This is a genomic window from Geotalea uraniireducens, from assembly GCF_027943965.1.
GTDB classification, from domain to species: Bacteria; Desulfobacterota; Desulfuromonadia; order Geobacterales; family Geobacteraceae; genus Geobacter; species Geobacter uraniireducens.
The window spans coordinates 543,676-567,801 of record NZ_AP027151.1; the positions used below are offsets into that span (position 1 = coordinate 543,676).

The window sequence follows — 24,126 nt, forward strand, 5'->3', positions numbered from 1 at the left end:
TTTTCTCCTAACCCTATATCTAGCGGGGGGACAGCTCTCGTTGTCTTGATAAGACAAGGTGACCCTGATATATAGTGCTCAATTGGACACTATGCGAAGGAGAATACGGTGACCGACCTCACGGCACGGCAGCAGAAGGTACTGGACTTCATCGCCCGGTTCATCCAGACGAACGGCTACTCGCCGACTCTGCGGGACATTGCCGGTCACCTAAGCGTGAGCAGCACGTTCGGCGTGAACCGCCACCTCGACGCCCTGGAGAAGAAGGGCTTCATCAGGAGGTCCGGAACGGCGCGGGGAATAGTGCTGGCCACGCAGGGCGCCAAGAGTGTCCCGCTGCCGATCGTCGGCACCGTCCGCGCCGGCCAGCTCCACCCCGCCATCGAGGACATCCAAGGGTACTTTGCCGTCGATCAGGGGCAGGTAAAGGGCGAAGGGTGCTTTCTTCTGAGGGTGAAGGGGGACTCGATGATCGGGGCGGGGATTTTCGACGGTGATCTCGCCCTGGTCCGTCCGCAGCCCGTCGCGGAAAACAAGGACACGGTGGTCGTCATGGTCGAGGGAGAGGCCACGCTCAAGTGGTTCTACCGGGAGCGCGACCGCATTCGTCTCCAGCCGGCCAATCCCAACATGGAGCCGATCATGGTGGGCCCCGACAAGGATGTCTCGATCGTCGGCAAGGTCATCGGCATATACAGGCAGTTGGAGTAGGAATTGGAACGGATCAGGGAACAAATACGGATCGCCACCATCTTCACGCCGGGACGCCAGATCAAGCCGGTCTGGTTCGACTGGCACAACCGGAAGCACTCGATCCTCCGGACGACGTACTTCTGGAGGGAAAAGGTGGGAGATGCTCTTCTTCTGCACTTTTCAGTGACGGACGGAGAAGCGCTCTACGAGTTGGTCTACAACACGAGCGACCAGAGCTGGCTGCTGAACGGCATCGAGGTGAAGTGATGAGCCGCGTGATCATGCATCTTGACATGAACAGCTTTTTCGCCTCTGTCGAGCAGGCCGCCAATCCGGAACTGCAGGGCAAACCCGTTGTCGTCACGGGTTCGAAGCAGCGCACGGTAATTCTGACCGCCAGCTACGAGGCCCGCAAGTACGGCGCTTGAGAAAGAAATGGTTAAACAGGAGGGTAAGATATGGCACGAGGTTTCGCCAAAGGGGGGGCTCATTGGTAGTCTTTCCATTTTTCAGCGTAAAATTCCAGCCATTCTTCAAACGAAAAATATTTTCCTGTGCCTGCATCATAGCATGACGTCAAGAGTTTGATGTCACCGGTTTTCCTGTGCTCAACGGCCCTATTTTGAAGGTACTCCTTCAGTTCCTGTTTCGACACCCCCCACTCTTGAGCCAGTTTTCTCGTTCCCACGGCGTTCCGGTTTTGCGCCATCTGCCAAAGGGCTTCAAACTGAATTTCTCTTAATTCATTTTCCGCAAGGCCGCGAGATGCCGCAATCTGGGCAGCCCTCACAAAATTGTTTCGTTCCAATTCGTATTTCAAGTCATCATTGCCGACCATATTGGCTCTCCCAATGTAGAGCGCTGGGTAACCACAGGCAGGGACGGGGACGGCATGGACTGGTCATGCTTGACTATGGAGTTACCCGACCCTACTCAGAGTCACCCAGCGTAAAAAACACCGTGGCCCGTTTCCCCAACTCCCCTTCAGCCCATACCTTGCCGCCGTGGTGGGTGGTAGTGCGTTCCACGGTGGCAAGGCCAATGCCATAACCCCCGTATTCCTCAGTTACTGCGAGGCGTTGGAAGGGGTAAAGAGCTCGGCTGCTTCTAAACCTCCAGTCTCCTCCTGACACGAAATATCATAGGACAGTGCATTAGCCGTAAGAAATGAAGCAGCCACCCGCGCGGGAAACCAGAATGTACTTCCGGATTTCACCTCCCGCAATTCCAAAAGACCCGGATTTCACATACATCGCCCTCCATCGATACAAAATCAGTCAATTTTGATCTTTTTAACCTTCTGCACCGCCGCTTCCGTTTTCGGTATCCTGACTTCCAGTACCCCGTCTTTAAAGGAAGCCTTAGCCTTGTCGGTCTGTGTTTCAGCGGGCAGGGTCAGACTCCGGGAAAATGATCCGCAGGTGCGTTCAAGCCGGAAATAGTTCTTCTTCTCAACCTTTTCTTCCGATTTCTTCTCGCCTGAAATTGTGATCACATCATCGGTGACGTTGACGTCGATGTCATCCTTGCCCATTCCCGGCAGTTCGGCTTTCACAACCACGTCGTTTCCTTCTTCAAAGATGTCAACGGTAGGCGAGAACTCTCTCAGTTCCCCAAACTCCGGAAATCTGAAACGAGACATCCACGGGGAGAAAAAAGGTCTTCTGAAAGCTTCGTCAAACCAGCGCTCCATCTCTTCGAAGGGCGTCATGAATCTCCTGGATTCCTGGGGGATCAGTTCCTTCGACTCTTTTTTCGAGACGTCTTTCGACTCCTTGTCGGCCATCGCTTTACCTCCTTTGCTACAGTTTTGTGCTGACCTCAAATTGTGTGGCCATTATGAGGTCATCCACTTACTTGGCGTTACACTTTCCGGGTGGCTACCTATATATAAATTTAGTGACGGCTTTTTCAAAGTCAAGGGCCAAAGATATTGAAATAGTTACAGTATGATGGCTTTGGACCCGGAAAGCCAACGCATTCGCTTGCAGGGATAGGAATGAGTAAAAAAACATTGGACACCTACGCGGCCTTCACCACCCTCGGAAATCTCTCCGGCTTGGCAGCCGGATGGGATCAGGAACGTTACTGCACGTTGATTTCTCAATCATGTTGACTTGTGTTCAACGATTTGATATGTTCAAAACAAATGAACAAAGAAAATATTGAACACAACCGAACCGCCGGGAATGAAGCCGACATCCTCCGGCAGGCGATGGAAGCGTTGAAGGCGCTCGCTCCCCTGGAATACGAGGCGGAGCCGGTCCGCGGCCTTCGTGACCAGAGATACGACTACATTGTTCGGGCAAGGGTTTTCGGAAAGGAATTCGCTTGGTGCGTCGAGGTCAAGAACCGGCTCACCAAAGCGGCGGAACTCCAGGCTCTGATCAACAAGGATAAGACGCGGCACCCGTTCCTGCTCGCGACAGGGTACGTCCCCCCCGAGGCCGCGGCAAGACTGCACGACGGCGGCATTCAGTTCATCGACACGGTCGGAAACGCCTTCGTCAATCAGCCGCCACTGTTGATCTTCGTGAAAGGCAACAGACCGGAAAAGGAAGAACCCCCCGTTCCCGCCGCCCGTCTCTTCAAAGGGGTCGGACTGAAGATCGCCTATCTCCTTTTGTGCCGACCGGAACTGGTCGACAGGCCGTATCGCGATCTCGCCGAGATGACGGATGTCGCCTTGGGGACGGTGAACGGCACCTTGACCGAACTGGTCCAGAAAGGCTTCATCCTCGACATGGGGAAAAAGGGGAAGAAGCTCCTGGGCAGGAAGACGCTCTTCGAGCGCTGGATCGCGGCGTATCCCGATTACCTCAAGCCGAAGCTGTTGCTGGGGCGCTTCCGGGGTGACGGCGACTGGTGGAAGGATATCCAGATGGACCCCGCCCTCGCCCAGTGGGGGGGAGAGGTTGCCGCGGCGAAGCTGACCGGATACTTGAAGCCGGGAACGGTCACTCTGTATGCGGACAAGAACCGTCTGGCCGATCTGGTGATCGCCAACAGGCTGAAAAAGGACCCGCAGGGCAACGTGGAGATTCTCGAACGGTTCTGGCCGCCGGGAAACGGCTTCGGTGAAGGCGAAACCGTGCATCCGATCCTCATCTACGCCGATCTGGCCGCGATAGGCGAACAACGAACCATGGAAACTGCAAGGATGATCTATGAACAACATCTCGATCGATATTTCGGGCAGGATTGACCCCGGGAGAGTATCGGTTCTCGGGAGCATCAAGGAAGTCGCCGAGGAACTTGACATACATTTCTTCGTGGTGGGGGCTTTCGCCCGCGACGTGATCTTCGAGCACATCCACCGGATTCCCGCTCCCCGAGTGACGGAAGACATCGATATCGGTGTCGAGGTCGCAAGCTGGGAGGAATTCCAACGTCTGACCGGCTCCCTGATCGACCGTGGACTTCTCACGGCGACGAAATCACCACACCGCTTCATAGCTAGTTCATTCGCCGCAGTGGTCGATATCGTACCCTATGGAGGGATAAGCGGCGAAACTAAACGGATCAGCTGGCCACCTGACCATGACATGATCATGAGCATGCTCGGGTTTGAAGAAGCATATCAATCGGCATTGAAGGTGAACCTCAGCAGCGACCCGCCCCTGGAAATCCTTGTGCCTTCGGTGCCGGCTCTGGCACTTCTAAAGATCATCTCCTGGGCCGACGCATACCCGAGACGCGAGCGCGATGCCCACGATCTTCTTTTCATCCTGGAAAACTACGACGCGACCGGTGTCGAGGCGAAGCTGTACGAGTCCCATGTACCCCTTCTCACCGAGGAAGAATTCGATTCCCGACTCGCTTCCGTTCGGCTGCTCGGGCGGGACATTGCGCAGTTGGGCAGCCCGGAGACGCTAAAGACGGTAGAGGAGATTCTGATCCGCGAAACTGACGAAGAGCATGGTTTCAGGATGCTCTCCAATATGGTCAAGGGTGCCTCTTTCCAAGGAACCAAGTTCGAAGCCGCTCTGCAACTTCTGAAAAAGCTCCTGCAGGGAATTCAAGAGGAAAAGCCAAGGGAGTGAGCGGCCGTGTGCGGAAGATTTACAATCATACTGCCGCCGGAGGTTCTGGCTGAAATCTTCGGCCTTCCAGAGTTGCCCCGGATCGAAGCACGCTATAACATCGCTCCCACGCAGGAGGTAGTCGTAATTCGTCAGAATGCCGAAGGTGTGCGGCAGTTGGTGACGATGAAATGGGGATTGATTCCTGCGTGGGCGAAAGACCCCCATATCGGCAACAAGTTAATCAACGCCCGATGCGAGTCGGTCCACGAAAAGCCGGCCTTCAGGCAGGCGATCCGTACCCGCCGGTGCATTATACCGGCTAGCGGATTCTATGATTGGACGCACACCGACAAGAAGATACCTTTCTACGTAAGCATGGCAGACGGCTCGCCGATGGCTTTTGCTGGGATCTGGGATTCATGGAAAGCACCGGACGGATCACGGCTGGAATCCTTCACGATTCTCACCACCAATGCCAACAGCTTGATAGCCCCCATCCATGACAGGATGCCGGTCATCCTGCATCCAGCAGAATTCGATCTCTGGCTCGATCGCGACATCACCGAACCCGAAAAGCTAACGCACCTCTACCATCCGTACCCTTCCGACCTTCTGAGGGCCTGGCCGGTTTCGTCGCTCGTCAATTCCCCCCGCAACGAAACGCCTGCCTGCATTGAGCAGGCTGTGTCATGAAGACAGTAACCTCGACCGATACTCCCATTGAACGGCTTGCCGGCTCTGTGGAACGGGTGACCTTCCACAGTGAGGAATCGGGGTTCTGCGTCCTGCGCGCCAAGGTCAAGGGACACAGAGACCTGGTTACCGTAGTTGGCTCCGCGGCATCCATCACCCCCGGTGAGTTCATCGAGTGTATTGGCGCCTGGCACAACGACAGGACCCACGGCCTGCAATTCAAGGCCAGACAGCTTAAGGTTGTTCCTCCCGGCACCGTCGAGGGGATTGAGAAGTATCTCGGTTCCGGAATGGTCAAGGGCATCGGCCCACATTTTGCCAAGGTGCTGGTAAAAGCCTTTGGGGAAAATGTCTTCACAGTCATCGAGAACGATCCGGAAAAGATGCTTTCACTCCCCGGCATCGGCAAGAAACGCGTGGAGAAGATAACCTCCGCCTGGACCGAACAGAAGGTCGTCCGGGAGATCATGGTGTTTCTCCAGTCTCACGGAGTAGGTACGGCCCGAGCTGTCCGCATTTTCAAGACTTACGGCGACGAAGCTATTATCAAGGTTACCGAGAATCCCTACCGTCTGGCCTTGGACATCCACGGCATCGGTTTCAAGACTGCGGACGTCATTGCCGGCCGTCTTGGAATTGCCCCGGACTCTCTGATTCGTGCTCAAGCTGGAGTCCGCCATGTCTTGCAGGAAATCTCCAACGACGGCCACTGCGCCGCGCCGGTGGAGACTCTGATTGCGGAGTCGAGTAAATTGCTACAAATCCCAGACGCAATTCTGGAAGAGGCCATCAGTGAAGAGATCGTCTCGGAGAATCTGGTCAAAGAGGAGATCGAGGGACGTGAGTGCCTGTTTCTGGCTACGCTGCACCGGGCCGAGGTTGGTGTGGCGGCAAGCATGAGGCGAATTTTAGAGGGACAGCCTCCTTGGGGTGCAATCGACGCGAACAAAGCCATTCCCTGGGTGGAGGGGAAAACCGGCCTGACGCTGTCATCTTCTCAGGGAGAGGCTGTGAGACTCGCCTTGTCCAGCAAGGCAGTAGTCATTACCGGTGGCCCTGGTGTCGGCAAGACCACCCTGGTAAACAGCATCCTTCAGATCGTCCGGGCGAAACAGATAAAGGTCACCCTCTGTGCCCCAACTGGGCGTGCCGCAAAACGACTTTCCGAGTCCACCGGTCTTGAGGCCAAGACCATTCACAGGTTGCTCGAGTTCGATCCAAAATCATTTGGTTTCAAGCGAGGGCGGGACAATCCCCTCGAAACCGACCTGCTGGTAGTGGACGAATCCTCAATGGTTGACATAGCCTTGATGAACCGATTGTTGGTGGCAGTCCCCGACACGGCAGCCCTGATGATAGTTGGCGATGTGGACCAACTCCCCTCTGTTGGACCTGGCGCGGTGCTTTCCGACATCATCGATTCCGGCAAGGTCCCAACCGTTCGGCTGACGGAAATTTTCCGGCAGGCAGCGACCTCCCGGATCATTGTCAATGCCCACCGCATCAATAAAGGCGAGATGCCCATGAAGGCAGATGGTGCTGAGCTGTCTGATTTCTATTTCATCCCAGCAAACACTCCGGAAGAAATCCACGAGAAGTTGCTGCAAGTGGTCACGGAGCGCATTCCCAAAAGATTCGGTATGCATCCGGTCAAAGACATACAGGTTCTCACCCCAATGAACCGCGGAGGCATCGGCGCCCGGGCTCTGAATGCGGAATTGCAGATGAAGCTGAACGAGAAGGGTGAGCCGAAAATCACTCGCTTCGGGACGACCTTCGCCCCAGGCGACAAAGTGATCCAGATAGTCAACAACTACGACAAGGAGGTCTTCAACGGCGATATTGGACAGATCATGACGATCGACGAGGAAGAAGGAACTCTGCAGGTGGATTACGACGGCAGAACTGTCGAGTATGAGTTTGGCGAGTTGGATGAGGTATCTCTCGCCTATGCTACGAGCATTCACAAGAGCCAAGGCTCCGAGTACCCCGCGGTCGTGATCCCCTTGGCTATGCAGCACTATACCCTTTTGGAGCGGAACCTGATCTACACAGCCGTGACGCGAGGGAAGAAACTTGTGATAATCATTGGTCAGCCAAAAGCCTTGGCAATGGCGGTGAAAAATCGGAAGTCCACGATAAGAATGACGAAGTTGGCAGTTCGGCTTGTAGAATAACAGTTTGCCCGAGAGGAATTAACGCCATTTGAGAACATGATGACGACGAGGCGATTCCGTACCAAGGACAGTCTAAGCAATGTACTCATGCAAGGAAGCCTTCGCAATAGCCCTGAAATCCCCCCTATGCCGTAAACATAGATCCATTCTGCCTTGCCCCGCCAGTCACCGCCAGTTACCCATTAGTTGCCTCAAGTATGCGATGTCTCGTAGTGCAGCAGGTGCAGATAGTGTGACAAATGCGTTAATCTTGTATTGCCCCCCCTTGATTTTTCTTCTCCTCGTTATTATTTTTTTGCGTTTAGCACTCATCTGTAATGAGTGCTGATTTAATTTCACTAACCTCGCAACATCATACGAGGAAAGGAGACCAAAAGCATGAATCTGAGACCGCTGCACGACCGCATCATCGTCAAGAGACTGGAAGAAGAGAACAAGACCGCTGGCGGCATCTTCATTCCGGAGACAGCCAAGGAGAAGCCCCAGAAGGGGGAAGTCATCGCTGTCGGAAAAGGCAAGAAGGCCGAGGACGGTAAGGTTACTCCTATTGATGTTAAGGTGGGAAACAAGGTTCTGTTCGGTAAGTATGCCGGCACTGAGATAAAGATCGATGGCCAGGAATATCTCATCATGCGTGAGGACGACATCCTGGGTGTCATGGAGTAACGGTAGACCTTCACATTAATGGCGATTCCTGTCGTTGCCCGCACCGGGATCGTCCCCATAATCATCAAGAACAAATGGAGGATATGGAATCATGGCAGCAAAGCTCATCAAGTTCGATCAGGAAGGAAGAAAGTCCATTCTCAGGGGGGTGAACACCCTTGCCGACGCGGTGAAGGTGACCTTGGGTCCGAAAGGGCGCAATGTCGTGATCGAGAAGTCGTTCGGTTCTCCCCTCATCACCAAGGACGGCGTTACCGTTGCAAAGGAGATCGAACTGAAGGACAAGTTCGAGAACATGGGCGCCCAGTTGGTAAAAGAGGTCGCCTCCAAGACCTCCGACGTTGCCGGTGACGGCACCACCACCGCGACGGTCCTCGCACAGGCGATCTACCGGCAGGGCTCCAAGCTGGTCGCTGCCGGCCACAACCCGATGGAAATCAAGCGCGGCATCGACCAGGCGGTGGAGACCATCGTCGGCGAGTTGAAGAACATCTCCAAGCCGATCAAGGACCAGAAGGAAATCGCCCAGGTGGGGACCATTTCGGCCAACAACGACAAGACCATCGGTAACATCATCGCCGAGGCGATGGAGAAGGTCGGCAAGGAAGGGGTGATCACCGTCGAGGAGGCCAAGGCGATGGAGACTACCCTGGAGACCGTGGAAGGGATGCAGTTTGACCGCGGCTACCTTTCCCCCTACTTCGTCACCGATCCGGAGCGGATGGAAGCGAGCCTGGAAAACGCCCAGATTCTCATCCATGACAAGAAGATCACCGTCATGAAGGATCTCCTGCCGCTCCTCGAAAAGACCGCCAAGAGCGGCCGACCGCTCCTCATCATCGCCGAGGATATCGAAGGCGAAGCGCTGGCCACCCTCGTTGTCAACAAGCTGCGCGGCGTTCTCAATGTCTGTGCTGTCAAGGCCCCCGGTTTCGGTGATCGCCGCAAGGCCATGCTGGAAGACATCGCCGTTCTAACCGGTGGCAACGTGATCTCCGAGGAACTGGGCGTCAAACTGGAGCATGCTACGCTGGAGATGCTCGGTCAGGCGAAGAAGATTACCGTCGACAAGGACAACACAACCATCATCGATGGCGCCGGTTCCGAAGCGGATATTCAGGGACGGGTCAAGCAGATCCGGGCACAGATCGAGGAGACCAAAAGCGACTACGACCGGGAGAAACTCCAGGAGCGTCTTGCCAAGCTCGTCGGCGGTGTGGCCGTGATCAAGGTAGGTGCCGCGACCGAGACCGAGATGAAAGAGAAGAAGGCCCGGGTTGAGGATGCCCTCCATGCCACCCGCGCAGCAGTCGACGAGGGGATCGTCCCCGGCGGCGGCGTCGCCTACATTCGGGCTCTTGCATCCCTGGGTTCCCTCAACCTTCCCTCTGAACAGCAGTTCGGGGTAAATATTATCAAAGAGGCCCTCGAGGCACCCATCCGCCAGATCGCTCAGAATGCCGGGGTTGATGGCTCCATCGTGGTTGACAAGGTAAGGAACGGCAAGGACGCCTTTGGTTACAACGCCGCAGATGATGAGTATGTCGACATGCTCAAGGCCGGGATTATCGATCCGACCAAGGTCTCCCGTTGCGCCCTCCAGAACGCCGCGTCTGTCGCCGGTCTCATGCTGACTACCGAAGCGATGATCGCTGAAAAACCGAAAGAGGAAAAGCCGATGCCGGCCATGCCCGGCGGAATGGATGATATGATGTAGATTCAGGATGCCCTGACGTAAATAGGGGGACGGCGAACGAGCCGTCCCCCTATTTACGTAACGGCAATCGACAACGCAGTGGAACATCAAGCCGGTTCCAGCGCAATTTGGACGGAAGCCATATCGGAGGTTAACCATGAAACGAACGGCAGTACGCTTGTTTTCTACGGTGATGGGGGTAACGCTACTCGTCTCAAGCTGTTTCGGGACGGCTTGGGCAAAGGAACTTGCCCCCGACTTTGTGGAGTTGGCCAAGAAACTGAAACCATCCGTTGTCAATATCAGTACAGCCAAAACGGTAAAGCCACAAACACAATTCCGACGCCCTTTCAGTAGCCCCTTTGGCAATGACCCCTTCCAGGATTTCTTTGACCGTTTCTTCGACAACATGCAGCCTCGCCCTTACAAGCAACGGAGTCTCGGGTCCGGATTCATCATCGACGGAGGTTACATCCTTACCAACAATCATGTGGTGGCCGGCGCCGACGAGATCAAGATAAAACTGGCCGATGGCCGCGAATTCAAGGCCGAAATCAAGGGGCTTGACGAAAAGCTGGATCTGGCACTGCTCAAAAGCGACGCCAAGGAGGAGTTGCCGACGGCGAAACTGGGTGACAGTGACGTTATCCAGGTGGGGGAATGGGTAATGGCTATCGGCAACCCATTCGGACTTGCCGAAACGGTAACTGCCGGCATTGTCAGCGCCAAGGGCCGGGTGATCGGCAGCGGCCCGTACGATGACTTCATCCAGACCGACGCTTCCATCAACCCCGGCAACTCGGGGGGGCCGCTTTTCAATGCCAAAGGGGAGGTGATCGGTATCAACACGGCGATCATTGCCGGCGGCCAGGGAATCGGTTTCGCCATCCCCGTCAACATGGCCAAGTCCATCATCCCTCAACTGAGGGAGAAGGGGAAGGTGACACGCGGCTGGTTGGGGGTCTCCATCCAGCCGGTTACCCCCGATCTGGCGAAATCTTTCGGCCTGAGCAGCGAAAAGGGAGCCCTGGTGAGCGAAGTCCTGCCGGGGAGCCCGGCCGAGACGGCGGGGTTTAAGCCTGGTGACATCATTCTGGAGTTCGATGGGAAAGTCATTCATGAGATGAGCGAACTCCCACGGTTAGTGGCTGCAACCGATGTGGGTAAGAAGGTCACGGTCAAGATAGTGCGTGACGGCAAGGAAGAGAATGTTACCGCTGTCATTGATCGTTTGAAGGATGGCGGTGGCGATGAGCAGGGTGAAGCTGCCCAGGATAAGCTGGGGCTCACCGTCAGGGAATTGAACAAAGACCTTGCCTCCAGGTTTCAGCTAAAGGAAACATCGGGTGTGGTTGTGACCGAGGTGAAATCGGACGGGCTGGCTCAGGAGGCGGGCATCGCCCAGGGAGATATCATCAAGGAGATCGACGGGCAAAAGGTGGCCAACCTGAAGGAATATGAAAAGGCCATAGCCGCCCATAAGAAAGGGCAGGTTATTCGCTTCCTTCTGAAGCGGGGTGACAGCTCTCTCTTTGTCGCCACCAAACTCGATTGAATTGACAACTTTACGCAACCGGAGGATAGAATGCTCAGAATCATCATTGTCGCCATACTCTCCCTGCTCATCGCTATCCCTTCATTTGCCGTCGAGGGGCCCAAAAATGAGGATGAGAAGACTCTTTATGCCATCGGGCTGACGGTTGCCCGGTCTCTGTCGGTATTCAACCTGTCCCCCGCCGAGTTGGAGCATGTCAAACAAGGGATTACGGATGCGGTCGAAGGAAAGAAACCGGCGGTAGATTTGGCCGACTATACCGGGAAGGTGCAAGAACTGGCCCGTGCGCGCCGCAAGGTCCAGGGAGAGAAGGCTGCTGCTGCGGGTAAGGAGTTCCTGGAGAAGGCGGCCGGCGAAAAAGGGGCTGTAAAGACCGATTCCGGAATGGTGTACCAGTCCTTGAAGGATGGAAGTGGCGCCAGTCCGACCGCAACCGATACGGTAAAGGTCAACTATCGCGGGACCCTCGTTGATGGAAAGGAATTCGACAGTTCGTACAAGCGCGGCACTCCTGCCGAGTTCCGTCTGGACGGGGTCATAAAATGCTGGACCGAAGGGCTGCAGAAAATGAAAGAGGGTGGAAAGGCCCGGTTTGTCTGCCCGTCCACGCTCGCCTACGGCGATGCTGGTGCCGGGGAACTCATTCTTCCAGGATCAACGCTTAACTTCGAGGTAGAACTCCTTGAAATCAAGAAGAAATAGGAGCGGGTATGGCGGGCCTTAAGGCCGAATTCGGTCGATTTCACCTTTCAATACCGAAAATTTAACTGTTGACGCCTCTATCTGATGGCACGGATAGAGGCGTCTCGCTTATTTTCACAAAACCTCCTTACGCGAGAAGCCTCGCCTTCCAAGCGGGGAGGATGTCAAAGTTTACTCAACCACAATCTTTCCTTTCAATCTCGGCTCAGCCTATGTTTGAGCCAAGTCAGAACCGCATCGAGCGGTTGCGCTCCCGCAAGTTGACCGACAACGCGCCCCTGCTTCAGCAGCACTATCGCCGGAATTCCCCTGATACCGAATCGAGCTGCCAGATTTGGATTGTCTTGGGTACTGATCTGTAGTACTGCCGCCTGCCCGGCTAGTTTTTCAGCAACTGTCCGCACCACCGGTGCGAAGGTGTGGCAGTGGGGTCAGGTGGGAGCCCAGAACTCAGCCAGCACCGGACCAGGATAGGAGTTGATGAAGGAGTCAAAGGTCCGGTCGCTCATCTGCTGGGGATGACAGTACAGCGGCGGCAATGCTGACTTGCAGTTGCCGCAGCGCCCACGCAAACCCTCTTTATCAACCGGGATACGGTTACCAGTACCGCAAGACGGGCAGGAAACGATGTAGCTTGACGTAGCCATATCACTTCACCTCGGTTGCAGGTTGTTGTTCTCTTGGATACTGCCGACGAAGCCGTTCCAGCCCTTTCTGCCAACTCTCAGCGTCGCCGTACTCGAAGAATCGCGGATAACGCTCGTGTGCCGCCTTGATCCGACGGGCGTGTTTGATCGGGCACCAGTACTGCTCCGTCCGGGCGGCTATCTCCCGGCCGTAGGCCATAAGGCCGTTACCATAGGAGCAGTAGAAGCAGTTGAACTTCTCGATGATATTCAGATAGGGAAGATCCTCACGGTCGAAGATCAGATATTCAGAGCGCTTTGCCTTTGGAATACCATACACCGGAAAGCAGATCGACTGATAGAGCCAGAGAAACAGATCCAGGATCATAAAGGGGATGAACCCGGCGTAGATGACCGGAGCGGTAAGGACATTGAGCGGTCTTGCTTTGATCAGATAGCGGAACCAGCCGATTTTCAGACGACGTTGCTGCCGTGCCACCTCCTCGGCGAACCGAACCCGTTTCTTTTCAATGATGAACTCGAATTCGTCCCGTTTCTTCTTGAACTCGACTTCGAGTTCCTCCTGGAGTTCCTTGATCCGTCGGATGAGATCGTCAATGGTTTGGGGCATTCCGCTTCTCCCTGGCTTGATTTTGCTTACTCTGCCTGCAACTGAACGCTGCGGTGCTGCTGTTTGCCGTCACGGAGAATGGTGATGGTCACCGTATCGCCTACCTTGAAGTCATCCAGTCGAGCCAGCAATTTGGGAATCGTTTCGACCTGTTTTCCTTGTACGGCTGTAATGATGTCTCCCGGAGAAAATGTTCGGTCGCGGTTAATGGTTATGCCTCTGAACCCTGCACGTGCTGCCGGAGAATTTGAACGCACCTTGAGTATAGCCACACCCTTGACGCCAAGCTGCTCGGTAATCGCTTCGTTAAGATCCTGGTCAATTTCAATTCCCAAGGACGGGCGGACATATTTCCCTTGACCAATCAGTTGCGGAACCACCCGGTTGACGGTATCGACCGGCACTGCAAAGCCGACCCCGGCGGATGCGCCGGACGGGCTGTAGATGGCGGTATTGATGCCGATGAGCCGACCGGCGGAATCAAGCAACGGCCCGCCGGAATTGCCCGGGTTGATGGCGGCATCGGTCTGGATCAGATGCTCGATGACGCTGCCGGATTCCCCCTTCAATGACCGGTCCAGAGCAGAGACGATCCCGGTGGTCAGGGTCCAGTCGAGGCCAAAGGGATTGCCGATGGCAAAGACCTTCTGGCCAACTTTCAGGTTGTGTGAGGTGCCCACCGGCAGCGAATGCCCTTTGAAGCCGGTGCCGATGTTCAGGACAGCAAGATCGTGCATTGGGCTGGCACCAACCAGACTGGCCTTGTACTCCTTGCCGTCCGACAATCTGACCCGTGCTTCCGAAGCCCCTTCGATGACATGGTAATTGGTGACCACATGTCCCTTGTCATCCCAAATGAACCCGGACCCGGTGCCACGGGGGATGGTGAAGATATTGCGGCTCCAGAAGTCCATGACCCGTTCCGATGTGGAAATATACACAACCGAATCGCGGGACCGTTCGAACAATTCGATCGTCGATTTTTCATCAGCGGCCAGATCGCCCCGGGCAGTTACCGCTCGCGGTGTTGCCGATTCTTTCTGGAACGCCCGATCAGCCCACGACAGGGCATGCCAGGCGAACAGCACCGTGATGACTGCGATGGTCAGCCAGCGCAGGCGGCGCAGGAACGGGTCACTTGGCGAGTACTGAGGCATGTGGTACTCCGATCATACAAACAGTTACTGTTATCCTTCTTCTTGCCGGCCATGCTCCATGTTCCAGGCATCCCGTTCCCGCATAAGCCAGTACACGGCGCCAAGAGAGATAAGTGCCAATGCCAGCGCTGCAATCTTGGCCGCTTCTATGGCCTGGATATCAAGGATAATGAATTTGCGGGCCAGGGCAAGCAACGAAACCAGGATGACCGTCTTTACCTGGATGATGTTCTGCTGCCGTTTGGCAACTACCAATATGGAGTGCTTGAACTCCATGGCGATGAGCAGGGTCATGATCCCGCCGAACACCGTCTGGAAAGTCTCGTGCTTCAGGGGGTCGAAGGCCCTGTTCACCAGCAAATTGATAACATCCTCGCCTAGCTTGAAAAGGGCGATAGCCACGATGAATGATATGAGCAGCACCAGAATATTGGCGATCAGGTTCTCGAAGAGATGGTATGGTTTCGCTTTACGTGCTTTTTCGGTTGCCTTGTGCAGCCATGTTTGCTGCCAGTTTCGTTCAGTCATGGCAAAGCCCCTCGGATCCTTATAGTCGCCGCTCCAGGTCGTCGATACGGTCCAGCAGTTCCATCACCAGGGCCACGGCATCGAAGTTGAGACCAAGGTCCCGTTTCAGGCGCAAGGCCTTCCTTGCCCTGATAACGGCACTCCGGTCAAACAGAGGAGTTGCCCCTCCCGACAGCGGCTCGATGAGGCCGATGGAGAAGAGCCGCTTTGCTACCGACAGGTGGCATTCGCACAGTCTACACAATTCATGAATGGTGATGCCCGGCACCGAGACCATTTCATGTTTTCTGCTGATAATGATTTCATACTGTCGTGCTGTCATGGCGTCCTCGGTCACGTACGCGGATCAAATCGCGATTCCTTGGCCAATTCCTCGAAGAGATGCCGCTCCCTGGCCGAGAGATGCTTCGGCACCACGATGCGGACTTTCACCAGCAGATCTCCATAGCGTCCAGTGGTAACAGGCATCCCCTTGCCTCGTACCCGCAAGGTCTGACCGCTCTGGGTACCAGCCGGCACGGTGAGATTGATCCTGCCGTCGACCGTTGGCACCAGCACCTTGGCCCCCAGAGCCGCCTCCCAGGGAGTAATATCGACCGTCGTGGCCAGGTCATGGCCGTTCAGGGTGAAGCGTTTGTCGGGTTGGATTTGGACCCTCAGGAACAGGTCACCCGCTTCCGCGCCGCCGCTGCCGCTGCCACCTTGCCCAGCAAGCCGGATCAGGGAACCGTCCGTAACACCCGGCGGGATGGTGACATCATAACTGCGTCTGGTCCTGGTCGGTCTGCCGCTGCTGTCCGCTTCTACCCGTTCCAGTTCGATGTTTTTTCTGGCGCCATGATAGGCGTCGGACAGCGTGATGTCGATAGTGGCCTCATGATCCCGCCCCCGCCGTCTCCTGGTACCTCCGCCCCGGAATTCGGCCTCTTCGCCAAAACTCCATCCGCCGCCGAACAGGTTCTGAAAGAAGTCACTGAACTGGCCCGGGTCGGCATTTGAGAAATGGAACCGCACATTGTTGTCACCCTGATACCCCTGATTGGCGAACCGCCCATCCCAGTTGCTGCCGACCTGATCGTACCTGGCCCGTTTTTCCGGATCTCCCAACACCTCGTAGGCTTCGTTGATCTGCTTGAATTTCTCCTCGGCGGTGCTTTCCTTGTTGATATCGGGATGGTACTTTCGTGCCAGCTTGCGGTAGGCTCGCTGGATCTCTTCCTTGGTTGCCGTTTTGCTTACGCCGAGGATGGCGTAATAATCCTGAAACGTTGCCATTATCTTCTCTCTCGCCTGAACCCATCATTCTTTGTTGTCGTCTTCAGGCCATCTGCGCATGCAGTAGATGCACTGTTCAACATTGTGCGGAATCGTGTCCCGCAGGATTTCTTTCTGAAACTGGACGCCACAGCGCTTTGGAACCGGATAACGATGCAATTTGTTGTCTTTGATGAAGTAATGCATGCCATGCTCCTTTCTCTTGTGGTAGCGGGTTACGTTGTGCGTAATTCCCAGCATTGTTCGGGCCATTCTGTGTCCCGGCAAGAAACTGTAGTACGTTCTGAAGGTTCCCGAGCCTCCTCACCAAGACATCCTTTTGCTGCGGGTCGTCGGTGGTTCTGTATTGGCTGTGCAACTCCTTCATATGTTCTTGAACTATCGTAACGGGGTTGATGCATTTACGCTTCATCCATCCTTCCTCCGTGTCTGCAAGAAAGAATAAGGGGCTTTTCCGATAGAACCGGCGAGGGCCGCATCAAGCGGCCCTCAATCATTCAAGCTGGTTCAGGAGATCGGCACGCGATAGCGGGCATGCCGTCCTTTCTCCGGCTTGGGGAGCCGGATGGTCAGGACCCCGTGTTTGAGGTCCGCCGCAATCGTCTTTTCATCGATTTCGTACGGCAACTGGACAGTTCTGGCGAAGCTGCCGTACCGGCATTCTGAAATTAGGCACCCATCACCTCCTTTCCGCTCGCGTACAACATTCTTTTCACCTTTTATCGTCAACCGCCTGCCGACAAGTTCGACTGAGAAATCTTCTTTCTTCAGCCCTGGCATTTCTGCCCTGATAATCAGTTCATCAGTGGTTTCATTCATGTCGAGCGACGGACTACCAAACTGCATGAAGGCTGGCAGGGCATCGGCTGTGATCCGCTCCGGGGTATGTTCCTCTTTCTTCCGCGGACTTAGTTTGTTCAGGAAATGGCCGACTTTGTCATGAACCCGCTCCAGCGCCTCGCCCCATTTCTCGGGCAACAGGTTTGACATGGTGATCACCTCCCAATCAGACTCTTCAGCCGACCTGGATTGCGATCCGTTTCGGTTTGGCGACTTCAGACTTCGGTATCCGCAGGGTCAGGATGCCGTTCACGTAGTCGGCATGGGCCTTTTCATGATCGAGGCTCTCGGGGATCGAGAACTGGCGGTAGTAGTTTGCCAGTTCAAATTCCCGATAGGACGAAGTTCCGGGCACCTCGTGCTGTGCCGGTGCGCTGATGGTGAGAATACCTTTTTCGACGTTGACATCGAGCGATTCCTTGGAGGCGCCCGGGATGTCGGCGGTCAGGACCATACCTTCTTCATCCTCAATGATGTTGACTGCCGGGCGGATATAGCGTTCGTTGGACCGCGTCTCTTCACGGGTCTGCACATTCCGTTCGTCATTTCTTTCCGTAAGACTGTTGACTGCCATGATTGATTACCTCCTTTCCGTATCATGTCGTTCGTTATCACGACAGTTTAATGTCGATTTTTTTCGGTTTGGCATGTTCGGCCTTGGCCAGGGTGACCTGCATGATGCCATCCCTGCAACTGGCCGTGATCTTGTTGGAATCGATGTCGACCGGCAGTTCCAGTGTACGGGAGAATTTGCCGGAGCCGAGTTCGGAGCGGTGCACAATCTGCCCTTCCTTCTCGACGAACGGTTTGCGTTCCCCGCTGATGGTGACTGTGTTCCGCAGTACGGTCAGATCGACATCCTTCGGATCGACGCCGGGAACCAGTGCCTCGATGTAGACATGCCCCTCGTCTTCGCTGAAATTGACCAGCGGAAAACGACGGGTTGTTACCGGCGAAAGGAATGTCGGTCCAAACGGCCGACCAAAACCTGCGCCACGGAACGCTTCATCGATTTCCCTTCTCAGGTTGTCCAGTTCCTTGAATACATCCCAGCTTGCCATGTGGATTACCTCCTTTCGATATGTGATTTTCTGGTCAAAAAATAAGTACGCACTTCCTGCGTGTCAAGAGGGGGGGGGTAATTTTTCGAGCTACCTCAACATGCTGATATCATGGAGCATATTTCAATATTTCTTCTTGAAATCGATATGACGCTTTGCTACTATTTTAGCACTCAGCGCCATAGAGTGCTAATCATGATACAGTCTTTCAGGAGGTGCATCGTGGTTACCAATCTGCCAATCGTTACCGACAGTCTTACCCTCTACCTTTCCGAAATCCGCAAATTCAAATTACTCACTGAAGACGAGGAAAGAAATTACGCCGTCAAGTTCTTTGAGGAAAAGGACCTGGAGGCAGCGCATGCCCTCGTAACCTCAAATCTGCGCTATGTGGTTAAAGTTGCCTCCGAATACCGTCATTACGGTCTGAAAATGCTCGATCTGATCCAGGAGGGCAATATTGGCCTCATGATGGCGGTTCGCAAATTCAATCCCTATAAAGGGGTTCGATTGATTTCCTATGCCGTATGGTGGATACGGGCCTACATTCAGAATTTTATCGTCTCTACCTGGAGTCTCGTCAAAGTCGGCACGACGCAAGCCCAAAGAAAATTGTTTTACGGGTTACGCAAGACAAAGGAAGCACTGCTCAAACTAACTGGCAATGACAGCGACGCCCTGGAAGTGTCAAGCGTGCTCCATGTTCCAGGCCATGAAGTCGTTGAGATGGAGCAGCGCCTTAAAGGGGAAGTTTCTCTCGATAGAGAGATATATGATAGCGACGGCTTGACCATTCTCGAAACCATTGCCGATGATCGGATGAATCAGGAAGAAATGCTTGGCGAGTATCAAGAAGAGCATGCACTGAAAATAGCGGTTGCTCATGCCATGCAGGGATTGAACGAGAAGGAGCGCTACATTGTTGAACACAGGATCACCAGTGATGATCCCGCAACACTTCAAGATATTGCGGACCACTTTTCTATCTCTCGTGAGCGAGTACGCCAGATAGAAGAGCGTGCATTGACAAAACTAAGAAATATTTTGAAAACTTAATTGCTACCTGCGCATCAGCCAGGGGGCAATGTTCAACTTGAGTAATATTGTGAGGTTTGTTTATAATATTATTAGGGGATTACGTCATGAGGAGAAGAAATCATGATCATCCATGCGCGATCAATGATACCGAACGCATGACGAAAATTTATTTTAACAGATGCAAAAGCAGAATCGCTGGCAAAAAGGAGGTATCCGTCATGAAAGGGAGAATTTACGACAAACTCTGCGCCATCGATGACAGTGGAAGAGCAAACGCTCTGTCCACCGAACCAACGGTTTTCTGTGCGCAGTGCGGCGCCGAGGCGCACGATCCGTCGAGCGTCTGTGAACCGGTGGATATCCAGACCAGAAAGTAGGAACTTGATGTTTCTGGACCTGAGAAGGTGGGCTTGGTCTTTCAAGCTCACTTTGCTTAAGATGAGGCTGATCACTTCCACTATTATTAATTATAAAAACATAAAGTCGGATATCCGGCATTTTCTCATCAGCGAGCCAAGGGAGCAGTCCCCAGGAAGATCAGGCTTTCTCGCTCTCCCAAAGGAGTTGCTCCGCGAAGGGGAGATCCTCCTCAGCCACTTGCACTTGTAGCGGGCCGATTCCCTTTTCCGGTTCACGAGCCAGTGAATACTCGATCCCAGCCCTTTGCAGCATCGCCTCAATCCTGGCCAGGTCGGCCGCGTCCTTCGGATCGTAGAACTTGACCATAGAGCCACCTCCCTTAGAATTCCTCGCTACACGACAACCAATTCTTTTCCGGGTTATTCTGCCGCTTCCGGCAGGATTCGCACCCTGCCCTCGATCCGGCATCCGGATGTCTGCTCCCGTTCGAGAGCTTTTCGCTCAGACAAAACAATAGTCCTGGGACGGTGCACCATGCGCCGTCCCACTCGTAAGACTCTAGCTGAATATCATCATGTTGCCGATAATAGCATTCAAGGTACCACTTGGACGCATGGCTTTGGCTGTTTTTACCTTGTCGGGGTGATAGTACCCTCCCATGTCAACGGGTTTTCCCTGGGCACCGAGCAGTTCCTCATTGATCAAGGATTCGTAATTTTCAAATTGCCGTGCCACGTTGACAAAGCGGACCTGAAGCTCCATGTCCTTGTTCTGTTCCGACAGCGCCTGTGCCCAGTACATGGCGAGGTAGAAATGGCTGCCGCGGTTGTCGATCTGTCCGACCTTGCGGGCAGGTGACTTGTTGGCGTCAAGGAACCTGGCGATGGCCTGATCGAGGGTCTCGGCGAGGACCAGGGCCTTGTCGTTCTTGAAGGTGGCGCCGAGATGCTCGAGGGAAGCGACAAGGGCCGAGAACTCTCCGAGGGAATCCCAACGCAGATACCCTTCCTTGACAAACTGCTGAACATGCTTGGGGGCTGAACCTCCCGCGCCGGTCTCAAACAGACCGCCACCAGCCAGCAGCGGCACGATGGAAAGCATCTTGGCGCTGGTCCCCAGCTCGAGGATAGGAAAGAGGTCTGTCAGGTAGTCCCGGAGAACGTTGCCGGTGACCGAGATGGTATCCAGCCCCTTACGGATCCGCTCCAGCGAGTAGCGCATTGCCTCAACCGGCGGCAAAATCTTGATTTCGAGGCCGGTGGTGTCATGATCCATCAGGTATTTCTCTACCTTGGTAATGACCTGAGCATCATGAGCGCGGTTCTTGTCCAACCAGAAAACCGCATGGGCACCGGTGGCCCTCGCACGCTTGACGGCCAACTTGACCCAGTCCTGGATCGGGATGTCCTTCACCCGGGACATCCGCCAGATATCGCCTTCCTCCACCTGGTGCTCCATCAGAACCTTGCCGTTGGCGTCCACCACGCGGACGGTTCCATCGTAAGGGATCTCAAACGTGGTCGGATGAGAACCGTACTCTTCGGCCTTCTGAGCCATGAGTCCAACGTTGGGGACTGAGCCCATGGTGGCTGGATCGAAGGCGCCATGTTTCTTGCAGTCCTCGATGATCTCCTTATAAATCGTGGCGTAGCAGCGGTCCGGAATCATTGCCTTGGTATCATGGAGCTGGCCGTCCGGCCCCCACATCTTGCCGCCGTCACGAACAACTACCGGCATGGAGGCGTCAACGATGACGTCGCTGGGCACATGCAGATTGGTGATACCTTTGTCGGAATCAACCATCGCCAACCTCGGGCGCTTGGTGTACTCAGACCTGATGTCGGTCTCGATTTCGAGACGTTTTGTTTCCGGCAGGCTCTGGATCTTCTTGTAGAGGTCGCCGAGCCCCATGTTGGGATTAACACCAAGCTCCTTGAAGGTTGCCGAGTGCTTCTCAAACACGTCTTTGTAAAAGATGGATACGGCATTACCGAACATGATCGGGTCAGAGACCTTCATCATGGTGGCCTTGAGGTGGAGGGAGAGGAGCAGATCCTGTCTTTTGGCATCCTCGATCTCTTCAGCAAAGAACTGGCGAAGCGCTTTTTTGCTCATGAAGGTGCCGTCAAGGATGTCACCCTTCTCCGCCTTCAACTCGTCTTTCAGGACAGTTGTCTTGTCGTCCTTGTTAACCAGCTCGATCCTAAACTCGAATGTGTCCGCTGCAGTTATGGACTTTTCGTTGCCATAAAAGTCGCCTTCTCCCATATGGGCGACATGTGCCCTGGAATCCGGACTCCAGGGGGCGAGTTTGTGCGGATTCTTCTTGGAAAAATTTTTTACCGACAGAGGAGCTCGACGGTCGGAGTTACCCTCGCGCAGCACAGGGTTGACGGCACTGCCGAGCACCTTGGCATACCTCTCTTTGGTCTCCTTCTCGGCGTCGGTCTTGGGGGCCTCTGGATAATCGGGAACATTGTATCCTTGGATCTGGAGCTCCTTTATGGCCTCTTTCAGCTGAGGGACTGAAGCACTGATATTGGGGAGCTTGATGATATTTGCTTCCGGGCTCTGGGTAAGCTCACCCAACTGGGCCAGATGATCGGGAATCCTTTGCGCTTCCGTCAGGTTCTCGGGGAAATTGGCGATAATCCTGCCCGCAAGTGAGATATTCCGGGTTTCAATCTCAATGCCGGTCCCCTTGGTAAACGCCTGAACGATAGGCAGCAAGGAGTACGTTGCCAATGCGGGTGCTTCATCAATTTCCGTCCAGATAATCTTGTGTGTCACCATGTTACCCCCTTCTTAAACACTGATTAAACTGACGATATTCTTGAATTATAAATTCAATAACGTCTTGGTCAATTTTCAAGGAAAGCGAGATCGCTCTCTTGTACTGCGAAATAGCCATAAACGTTCATTAATCTTGTGCAGTCATCATAATTTACTCACAGATGCCACAAGAAAACGCTCGATTTTCTCCAAGCTCTTCCTGAACGGCTTGTGCCGTCCACTCAACCAGTCGGAGAGCTGCTCTGGATCGCGCCCCATCGCTTCGCCCAACCGATCAAGACTCATTCCATGAACCCGTTTGTACCAGGCAAGCCGGCCGAGAGTATCATCGGAGCAATCGAACGGAACATATCCTAGAAAATTAATGATTTTCGGGTTATATTGCAGTTCCGGTTCGACACCGTGCTCCCAGTTCCAGATGGAGGACTCGGTGACGCCGATGATCTCGGCCACCTCACGCTGGAGGAGACCGAGGTCCATCCGTTTCTTGCGGATGTGCTCGCCGACAGTAAGGGGGTGCTCGGGATAACCGGGAACTGCCTGTTTTTGCAGAGGAATGGCTATTGAAAACGTATGGCGGCGTGACAGCGAAAAGTAGGAAAAGGTGCACACACCGCTGCAAATGCGGTCAGGACGGTGACAAAACGGGCAGTTGCAGCTGCACGCCGCGGGAAATTCACCAGTACCGGTCGCGGATCTCCGGGCCGCTCCTCGACCGGATCGATATCCATATCGAGGTGCCGGCAGTCAGGTACCGGGATCTGGCAGAGCGAGCGGAAGGGGAGAGTTCGGCGGTGATCGTCGGCCGGGTGGAGCGGGCGCGGGAGATCCAGCTGGAACGGTTCAAGGGAACCAGGGTCCATTGCAACGCCCACATGGCGCCGCGGCAGATCAGGAAATTCTGCGAGCCGGATGCTGCCGGCCACCGGCTTCTGGAGGTGGTGACGGAGAAACTTGGCTTCTCGGCCCGGGCCTACACCCGGATTTTGAAAGTGGCGCGGACTATCGCCGATCTGGAAGGCGCGGAAAGCATCCGCGAACACCATATCGCCGAGGCGGTCCAGTATCGGAGTTTGGATAGAAAAACAGGGTAGCGGCAGGGGGCGCAGGAGAGGGCAACGGCAGGAGAGGCGCAAAGGCGGGGCGAACTGGATGTGGTCGTCGTCCCGCGGTTATAGCGTGCCGCGCGACTCGCCGCCCGATCCGCTATCCGGTGGCTGGTCGGATTGTGTTCTACCGCAGCCGCACTGGCCAAAGTAAACAGAAAAGAGGGGGGCACCTGTGGAGCCGGCCCCCTTTTCCTTGAGGCCGAGAGCGCCCGATCAAGCCGGTCTATTAAATGCTGTCAGCCCCTGGCGAGCTTTAATGGCATAACCGCTTGGCAAGCGTTATGCATTAATTTATATAACGCCGGCGGGCTGACCCGTGAGAGCAAGCCATGGTTGGTAATTTGCGGTAATCACTTGCCATTGCTGCAAGCGGCAAATGATGCCGCAAAAACAGCGATGTCTAAAAACAAGGCACGAAGCGACAAAAGCGCCGCCCAATGTGACAAGTGTTTCAACTGTCCGAAGCGCAATGAATGCACGAAGTGATGAGCAAAGGTAAAG

The 24,126-nt window shown here is 54.7% G+C and carries 30 protein-coding genes; 14 read left to right on the plus strand and 16 right to left on the minus strand.

The genetic code is table 11. From position 1 onward, the window contains the following. Window positions 1–108: 108 nt before the first annotated feature. The 3 genes from lexA to QMN23_RS02580 are packed head-to-tail and all read left to right on the plus strand — an operon-like array spanning window position 109 to window position 1,121. Window positions 109–711: a transcriptional repressor LexA gene (gene lexA / locus QMN23_RS02570; protein ID WP_282001583.1), complete on the plus strand. Its 603-nt coding sequence runs from the start codon at window positions 109–111 to the stop codon at window positions 709–711. Between the two features lie 3 nt (window positions 712–714). After that, window positions 715–960, plus strand: coding sequence for a hypothetical protein (locus QMN23_RS02575; RefSeq protein ID WP_282001584.1), 246 nt, complete (start codon window positions 715–717; stop codon window positions 958–960). Continuing rightward, a complete protein-coding gene (locus QMN23_RS02580) occupies window positions 960–1,121 on the plus strand; it encodes a hypothetical protein (protein WP_432613093.1) in 162 nt (53 codons plus the stop codon). Before QMN23_RS02575 ends, QMN23_RS02580 begins: the two co-directional genes overlap by 1 nt. A gap of 59 nt (window positions 1,122–1,180) precedes the next feature. On the opposite strand, the gene QMN23_RS02585 is transcribed toward QMN23_RS02580, so the two are convergent. The 3 genes from QMN23_RS02585 to QMN23_RS02590 form a co-directional block, all read right to left on the minus strand. Continuing rightward, window positions 1,181–1,531, minus strand: coding sequence for a hypothetical protein (locus tag QMN23_RS02585; RefSeq protein ID WP_282001585.1), 351 nt, complete (start codon window positions 1,529–1,531; stop codon window positions 1,181–1,183). Between the two features lie 91 nt (window positions 1,532–1,622). Continuing rightward, on the minus strand, window positions 1,623–1,826 hold the full coding sequence (locus QMN23_RS19605; RefSeq protein ID WP_348835255.1) for an ATP-binding protein: 204 nt from the start codon (window positions 1,824–1,826) through the stop codon (window positions 1,623–1,625). A 140-nt stretch (window positions 1,827–1,966) separates the two neighbouring features. Beyond that, on the minus strand, window positions 1,967–2,479 hold the full coding sequence (locus QMN23_RS02590; RefSeq protein WP_282001586.1) for an Hsp20/alpha crystallin family protein: 513 nt from the start codon (window positions 2,477–2,479) through the stop codon (window positions 1,967–1,969). A gap of 363 nt (window positions 2,480–2,842) precedes the next feature. On the opposite strand from QMN23_RS02590, the gene QMN23_RS02595 reads away from it, so the two are divergent. The 8 genes from QMN23_RS02595 to QMN23_RS02630 all read left to right on the plus strand — a co-directional run bounded on the left by QMN23_RS02595 (window position 2,843) and on the right by QMN23_RS02630 (window position 12,207). Further along, window positions 2,843–3,898: a type IV toxin-antitoxin system AbiEi family antitoxin gene (locus QMN23_RS02595; RefSeq protein WP_282001587.1), complete on the plus strand. Its 1,056-nt coding sequence runs from the start codon at window positions 2,843–2,845 to the stop codon at window positions 3,896–3,898. After that, the gene (locus tag QMN23_RS02600; RefSeq protein ID WP_282001588.1) at window positions 3,861–4,736 is read left to right on the plus strand and encodes a nucleotidyl transferase AbiEii/AbiGii toxin family protein; all 876 of its coding nucleotides are present in this window, start codon (window positions 3,861–3,863) and stop codon (window positions 4,734–4,736) included. The genes QMN23_RS02595 and QMN23_RS02600 overlap by 38 nt, the downstream gene beginning before the upstream one ends. 6 nt (window positions 4,737–4,742) lie before the next feature. Next, on the plus strand, window positions 4,743–5,411 hold the full coding sequence (locus QMN23_RS02605; RefSeq protein ID WP_282001589.1) for an SOS response-associated peptidase: 669 nt from the start codon (window positions 4,743–4,745) through the stop codon (window positions 5,409–5,411). After that, a complete protein-coding gene (gene recD2, locus QMN23_RS02610) occupies window positions 5,408–7,588 on the plus strand; it encodes an SF1B family DNA helicase RecD2 (protein WP_282001590.1) in 2,181 nt (726 codons plus the stop codon). The genes QMN23_RS02605 and recD2 overlap by 4 nt, the downstream gene beginning before the upstream one ends. 378 nt (window positions 7,589–7,966) lie before the next feature. Further along, window positions 7,967–8,254 (plus strand): co-chaperone GroES, encoded by a 288-nt coding sequence (groES, locus tag QMN23_RS02615; RefSeq protein WP_282001591.1) that lies wholly within the window; start codon window positions 7,967–7,969, stop codon window positions 8,252–8,254. A 91-nt stretch (window positions 8,255–8,345) separates the two neighbouring features. Next, window positions 8,346–9,971, plus strand: a complete 1,626-nt coding sequence (gene groL, locus QMN23_RS02620; RefSeq protein ID WP_282001592.1) for a chaperonin GroEL — start codon at window positions 8,346–8,348, stop codon at window positions 9,969–9,971. Between the two features lie 136 nt (window positions 9,972–10,107). Beyond that, window positions 10,108–11,505, plus strand: coding sequence for a DegQ family serine endoprotease (locus QMN23_RS02625; protein WP_282001593.1), 1,398 nt, complete (start codon window positions 10,108–10,110; stop codon window positions 11,503–11,505). 30 nt (window positions 11,506–11,535) lie between these two features. Continuing rightward, window positions 11,536–12,207, plus strand: coding sequence for an FKBP-type peptidyl-prolyl cis-trans isomerase (locus tag QMN23_RS02630; RefSeq protein WP_282001594.1), 672 nt, complete (start codon window positions 11,536–11,538; stop codon window positions 12,205–12,207). Between the two features lie 194 nt (window positions 12,208–12,401). Here the strand turns inward: QMN23_RS02630 and QMN23_RS02635 are convergent, their stop codons facing one another. From QMN23_RS02635 to QMN23_RS02680, 10 genes are all read right to left on the minus strand, one after another. Beyond that, window positions 12,402–12,854: a thioredoxin family protein gene (locus QMN23_RS02635; protein ID WP_282001595.1), complete on the minus strand. Its 453-nt coding sequence runs from the start codon at window positions 12,852–12,854 to the stop codon at window positions 12,402–12,404. 1 nt (window position 12,855) lies between these two features. Then, window positions 12,856–13,464, minus strand: coding sequence for a hypothetical protein (locus QMN23_RS02640; RefSeq protein ID WP_282001596.1), 609 nt, complete (start codon window positions 13,462–13,464; stop codon window positions 12,856–12,858). Window positions 13,465–13,490: 26 nt separating this feature from the next. Then, entirely contained in the window at window positions 13,491–14,621 is a 1,131-nt protein-coding gene (locus tag QMN23_RS02645) for a S1C family serine protease (protein WP_282001597.1), read from the minus strand. Window positions 14,622–14,651: 30 nt separating this feature from the next. After that, window positions 14,652–15,149: a phosphate-starvation-inducible PsiE family protein gene (locus tag QMN23_RS02650; protein ID WP_282001598.1), complete on the minus strand. Its 498-nt coding sequence runs from the start codon at window positions 15,147–15,149 to the stop codon at window positions 14,652–14,654. Window positions 15,150–15,168: 19 nt separating this feature from the next. Further along, a complete protein-coding gene (locus tag QMN23_RS02655; RefSeq protein WP_199385344.1) occupies window positions 15,169–15,471 on the minus strand; it encodes a chaperone modulator CbpM in 303 nt (100 codons plus the stop codon). Window positions 15,472–15,482: 11 nt separating this feature from the next. Next, window positions 15,483–16,424, minus strand: a complete 942-nt coding sequence (locus QMN23_RS02660; RefSeq protein WP_282001600.1) for a DnaJ C-terminal domain-containing protein — start codon at window positions 16,422–16,424, stop codon at window positions 15,483–15,485. 24 nt (window positions 16,425–16,448) lie between these two features. After that, window positions 16,449–16,610 carry a hypothetical protein gene (locus QMN23_RS02665; RefSeq protein WP_199385346.1) on the minus strand — a complete coding sequence of 54 codons (162 nt, stop codon included), beginning with the start codon at window positions 16,608–16,610 and terminating at the stop codon, window positions 16,449–16,451. A gap of 321 nt (window positions 16,611–16,931) precedes the next feature. After that, window positions 16,932–17,414 carry an Hsp20/alpha crystallin family protein gene (locus QMN23_RS02670; protein ID WP_282001602.1) on the minus strand — a complete coding sequence of 161 codons (483 nt, stop codon included), beginning with the start codon at window positions 17,412–17,414 and terminating at the stop codon, window positions 16,932–16,934. Window positions 17,415–17,439: 25 nt separating this feature from the next. Beyond that, on the minus strand, window positions 17,440–17,838 hold the full coding sequence (locus tag QMN23_RS02675) for an Hsp20/alpha crystallin family protein (RefSeq protein ID WP_282001604.1): 399 nt from the start codon (window positions 17,836–17,838) through the stop codon (window positions 17,440–17,442). Window positions 17,839–17,875: 37 nt separating this feature from the next. Then, window positions 17,876–18,325 (minus strand): Hsp20/alpha crystallin family protein, encoded by a 450-nt coding sequence (locus tag QMN23_RS02680; RefSeq protein WP_199385349.1) that lies wholly within the window; start codon window positions 18,323–18,325, stop codon window positions 17,876–17,878. Between the two features lie 222 nt (window positions 18,326–18,547). Between QMN23_RS02680 and rpoH the strand changes: the two genes are divergently transcribed. Both rpoH and QMN23_RS02690 read left to right on the plus strand, forming a co-directional pair. Further along, window positions 18,548–19,381, plus strand: a complete 834-nt coding sequence (gene rpoH, locus QMN23_RS02685; protein WP_282001605.1) for an RNA polymerase sigma factor RpoH — start codon at window positions 18,548–18,550, stop codon at window positions 19,379–19,381. Window positions 19,382–19,581: 200 nt separating this feature from the next. Next, window positions 19,582–19,740, plus strand: a complete 159-nt coding sequence (locus QMN23_RS02690) for a hypothetical protein (protein ID WP_282001607.1) — start codon at window positions 19,582–19,584, stop codon at window positions 19,738–19,740. A 160-nt stretch (window positions 19,741–19,900) separates the two neighbouring features. On the opposite strand, the gene QMN23_RS02695 is transcribed toward QMN23_RS02690, so the two are convergent. The 3 genes from QMN23_RS02695 to QMN23_RS02705 form a co-directional block, all read right to left on the minus strand. Beyond that, window positions 19,901–20,089: a hypothetical protein gene (locus tag QMN23_RS02695; protein ID WP_282001608.1), complete on the minus strand. Its 189-nt coding sequence runs from the start codon at window positions 20,087–20,089 to the stop codon at window positions 19,901–19,903. A 192-nt stretch (window positions 20,090–20,281) separates the two neighbouring features. Further along, window positions 20,282–22,516, minus strand: a complete 2,235-nt coding sequence (locus tag QMN23_RS02700; RefSeq protein WP_282001609.1) for an NADP-dependent isocitrate dehydrogenase — start codon at window positions 22,514–22,516, stop codon at window positions 20,282–20,284. A gap of 144 nt (window positions 22,517–22,660) precedes the next feature. Further along, window positions 22,661–23,128 (minus strand): helix-turn-helix domain-containing protein, encoded by a 468-nt coding sequence (locus QMN23_RS02705; RefSeq protein WP_282001610.1) that lies wholly within the window; start codon window positions 23,126–23,128, stop codon window positions 22,661–22,663. On the opposite strand from QMN23_RS02705, the gene QMN23_RS02710 reads away from it, so the two are divergent. Continuing rightward, entirely contained in the window at window positions 23,080–23,610 is a 531-nt protein-coding gene (locus QMN23_RS02710; protein ID WP_282001611.1) for an ATP-binding protein, read from the plus strand. The two genes, QMN23_RS02705 and QMN23_RS02710, sit on opposite strands and share 49 nt — an antisense overlap. Window positions 23,611–24,126 lie beyond the last annotated feature (516 nt).

Bases quoted from the DNA above. Each gene is read 5' to 3' on its own strand.
- QMN23_RS02650 (WP_282001598.1), bottom strand. From the start codon at position 15,149: ATGACTGAACGAAACTGGCAGCAAACATGGCTGCACAAGGCAACCGAA.
- QMN23_RS02665 (WP_199385346.1), bottom strand. From the start codon at position 16,610: ATGCATTACTTCATCAAAGACAACAAATTGCATCGTTATCCGGTTCCA.
- QMN23_RS02630 (WP_282001594.1), top strand. From the start codon at position 11,536: ATGCTCAGAATCATCATTGTCGCCATACTCTCCCTGCTCATCGCTATC.
- QMN23_RS02660 (WP_282001600.1), bottom strand. From the start codon at position 16,424: ATGGCAACGTTTCAGGATTATTACGCCATCCTCGGCGTAAGCAAAACG.
- QMN23_RS02640 (WP_282001596.1), bottom strand. From the start codon at position 13,464: ATGCCCCAAACCATTGACGATCTCATCCGACGGATCAAGGAACTCCAG.
- QMN23_RS02585 (WP_282001585.1), bottom strand. From the start codon at position 1,531: ATGGTCGGCAATGATGACTTGAAATACGAATTGGAACGAAACAATTTT.
- QMN23_RS02580 (WP_432613093.1), top strand. From the start codon at position 960: ATGAGCCGCGTGATCATGCATCTTGACATGAACAGCTTTTTCGCCTCT.
- groES (WP_282001591.1), top strand. From the start codon at position 7,967: ATGAATCTGAGACCGCTGCACGACCGCATCATCGTCAAGAGACTGGAA.
- QMN23_RS02670 (WP_282001602.1), bottom strand. From the start codon at position 17,414: ATGTCAAACCTGTTGCCCGAGAAATGGGGCGAGGCGCTGGAGCGGGTT.
- QMN23_RS02625 (WP_282001593.1), top strand. From the start codon at position 10,108: ATGAAACGAACGGCAGTACGCTTGTTTTCTACGGTGATGGGGGTAACG.
- QMN23_RS02695 (WP_282001608.1), bottom strand. From the start codon at position 20,089: ATGGTCAAGTTCTACGATCCGAAGGACGCGGCCGACCTGGCCAGGATT.
- QMN23_RS02680 (WP_199385349.1), bottom strand. From the start codon at position 18,325: ATGGCAAGCTGGGATGTATTCAAGGAACTGGACAACCTGAGAAGGGAA.
- QMN23_RS02600 (WP_282001588.1), top strand. From the start codon at position 3,861: ATGAACAACATCTCGATCGATATTTCGGGCAGGATTGACCCCGGGAGA.
- QMN23_RS02595 (WP_282001587.1), top strand. From the start codon at position 2,843: ATGAACAAAGAAAATATTGAACACAACCGAACCGCCGGGAATGAAGCC.
- groL (WP_282001592.1), top strand. From the start codon at position 8,346: ATGGCAGCAAAGCTCATCAAGTTCGATCAGGAAGGAAGAAAGTCCATT.
- recD2 (WP_282001590.1), top strand. From the start codon at position 5,408: ATGAAGACAGTAACCTCGACCGATACTCCCATTGAACGGCTTGCCGGC.
- QMN23_RS02675 (WP_282001604.1), bottom strand. From the start codon at position 17,838: ATGGCAGTCAACAGTCTTACGGAAAGAAATGACGAACGGAATGTGCAG.
- QMN23_RS02655 (WP_199385344.1), bottom strand. From the start codon at position 15,471: ATGACAGCACGACAGTATGAAATCATTATCAGCAGAAAACATGAAATG.
- QMN23_RS02590 (WP_282001586.1), bottom strand. From the start codon at position 2,479: ATGGCCGACAAGGAGTCGAAAGACGTCTCGAAAAAAGAGTCGAAGGAA.
- QMN23_RS02645 (WP_282001597.1), bottom strand. From the start codon at position 14,621: ATGCCTCAGTACTCGCCAAGTGACCCGTTCCTGCGCCGCCTGCGCTGG.
- QMN23_RS02700 (WP_282001609.1), bottom strand. From the start codon at position 22,516: ATGGTGACACACAAGATTATCTGGACGGAAATTGATGAAGCACCCGCA.
- QMN23_RS02690 (WP_282001607.1), top strand. From the start codon at position 19,582: ATGAAAGGGAGAATTTACGACAAACTCTGCGCCATCGATGACAGTGGA.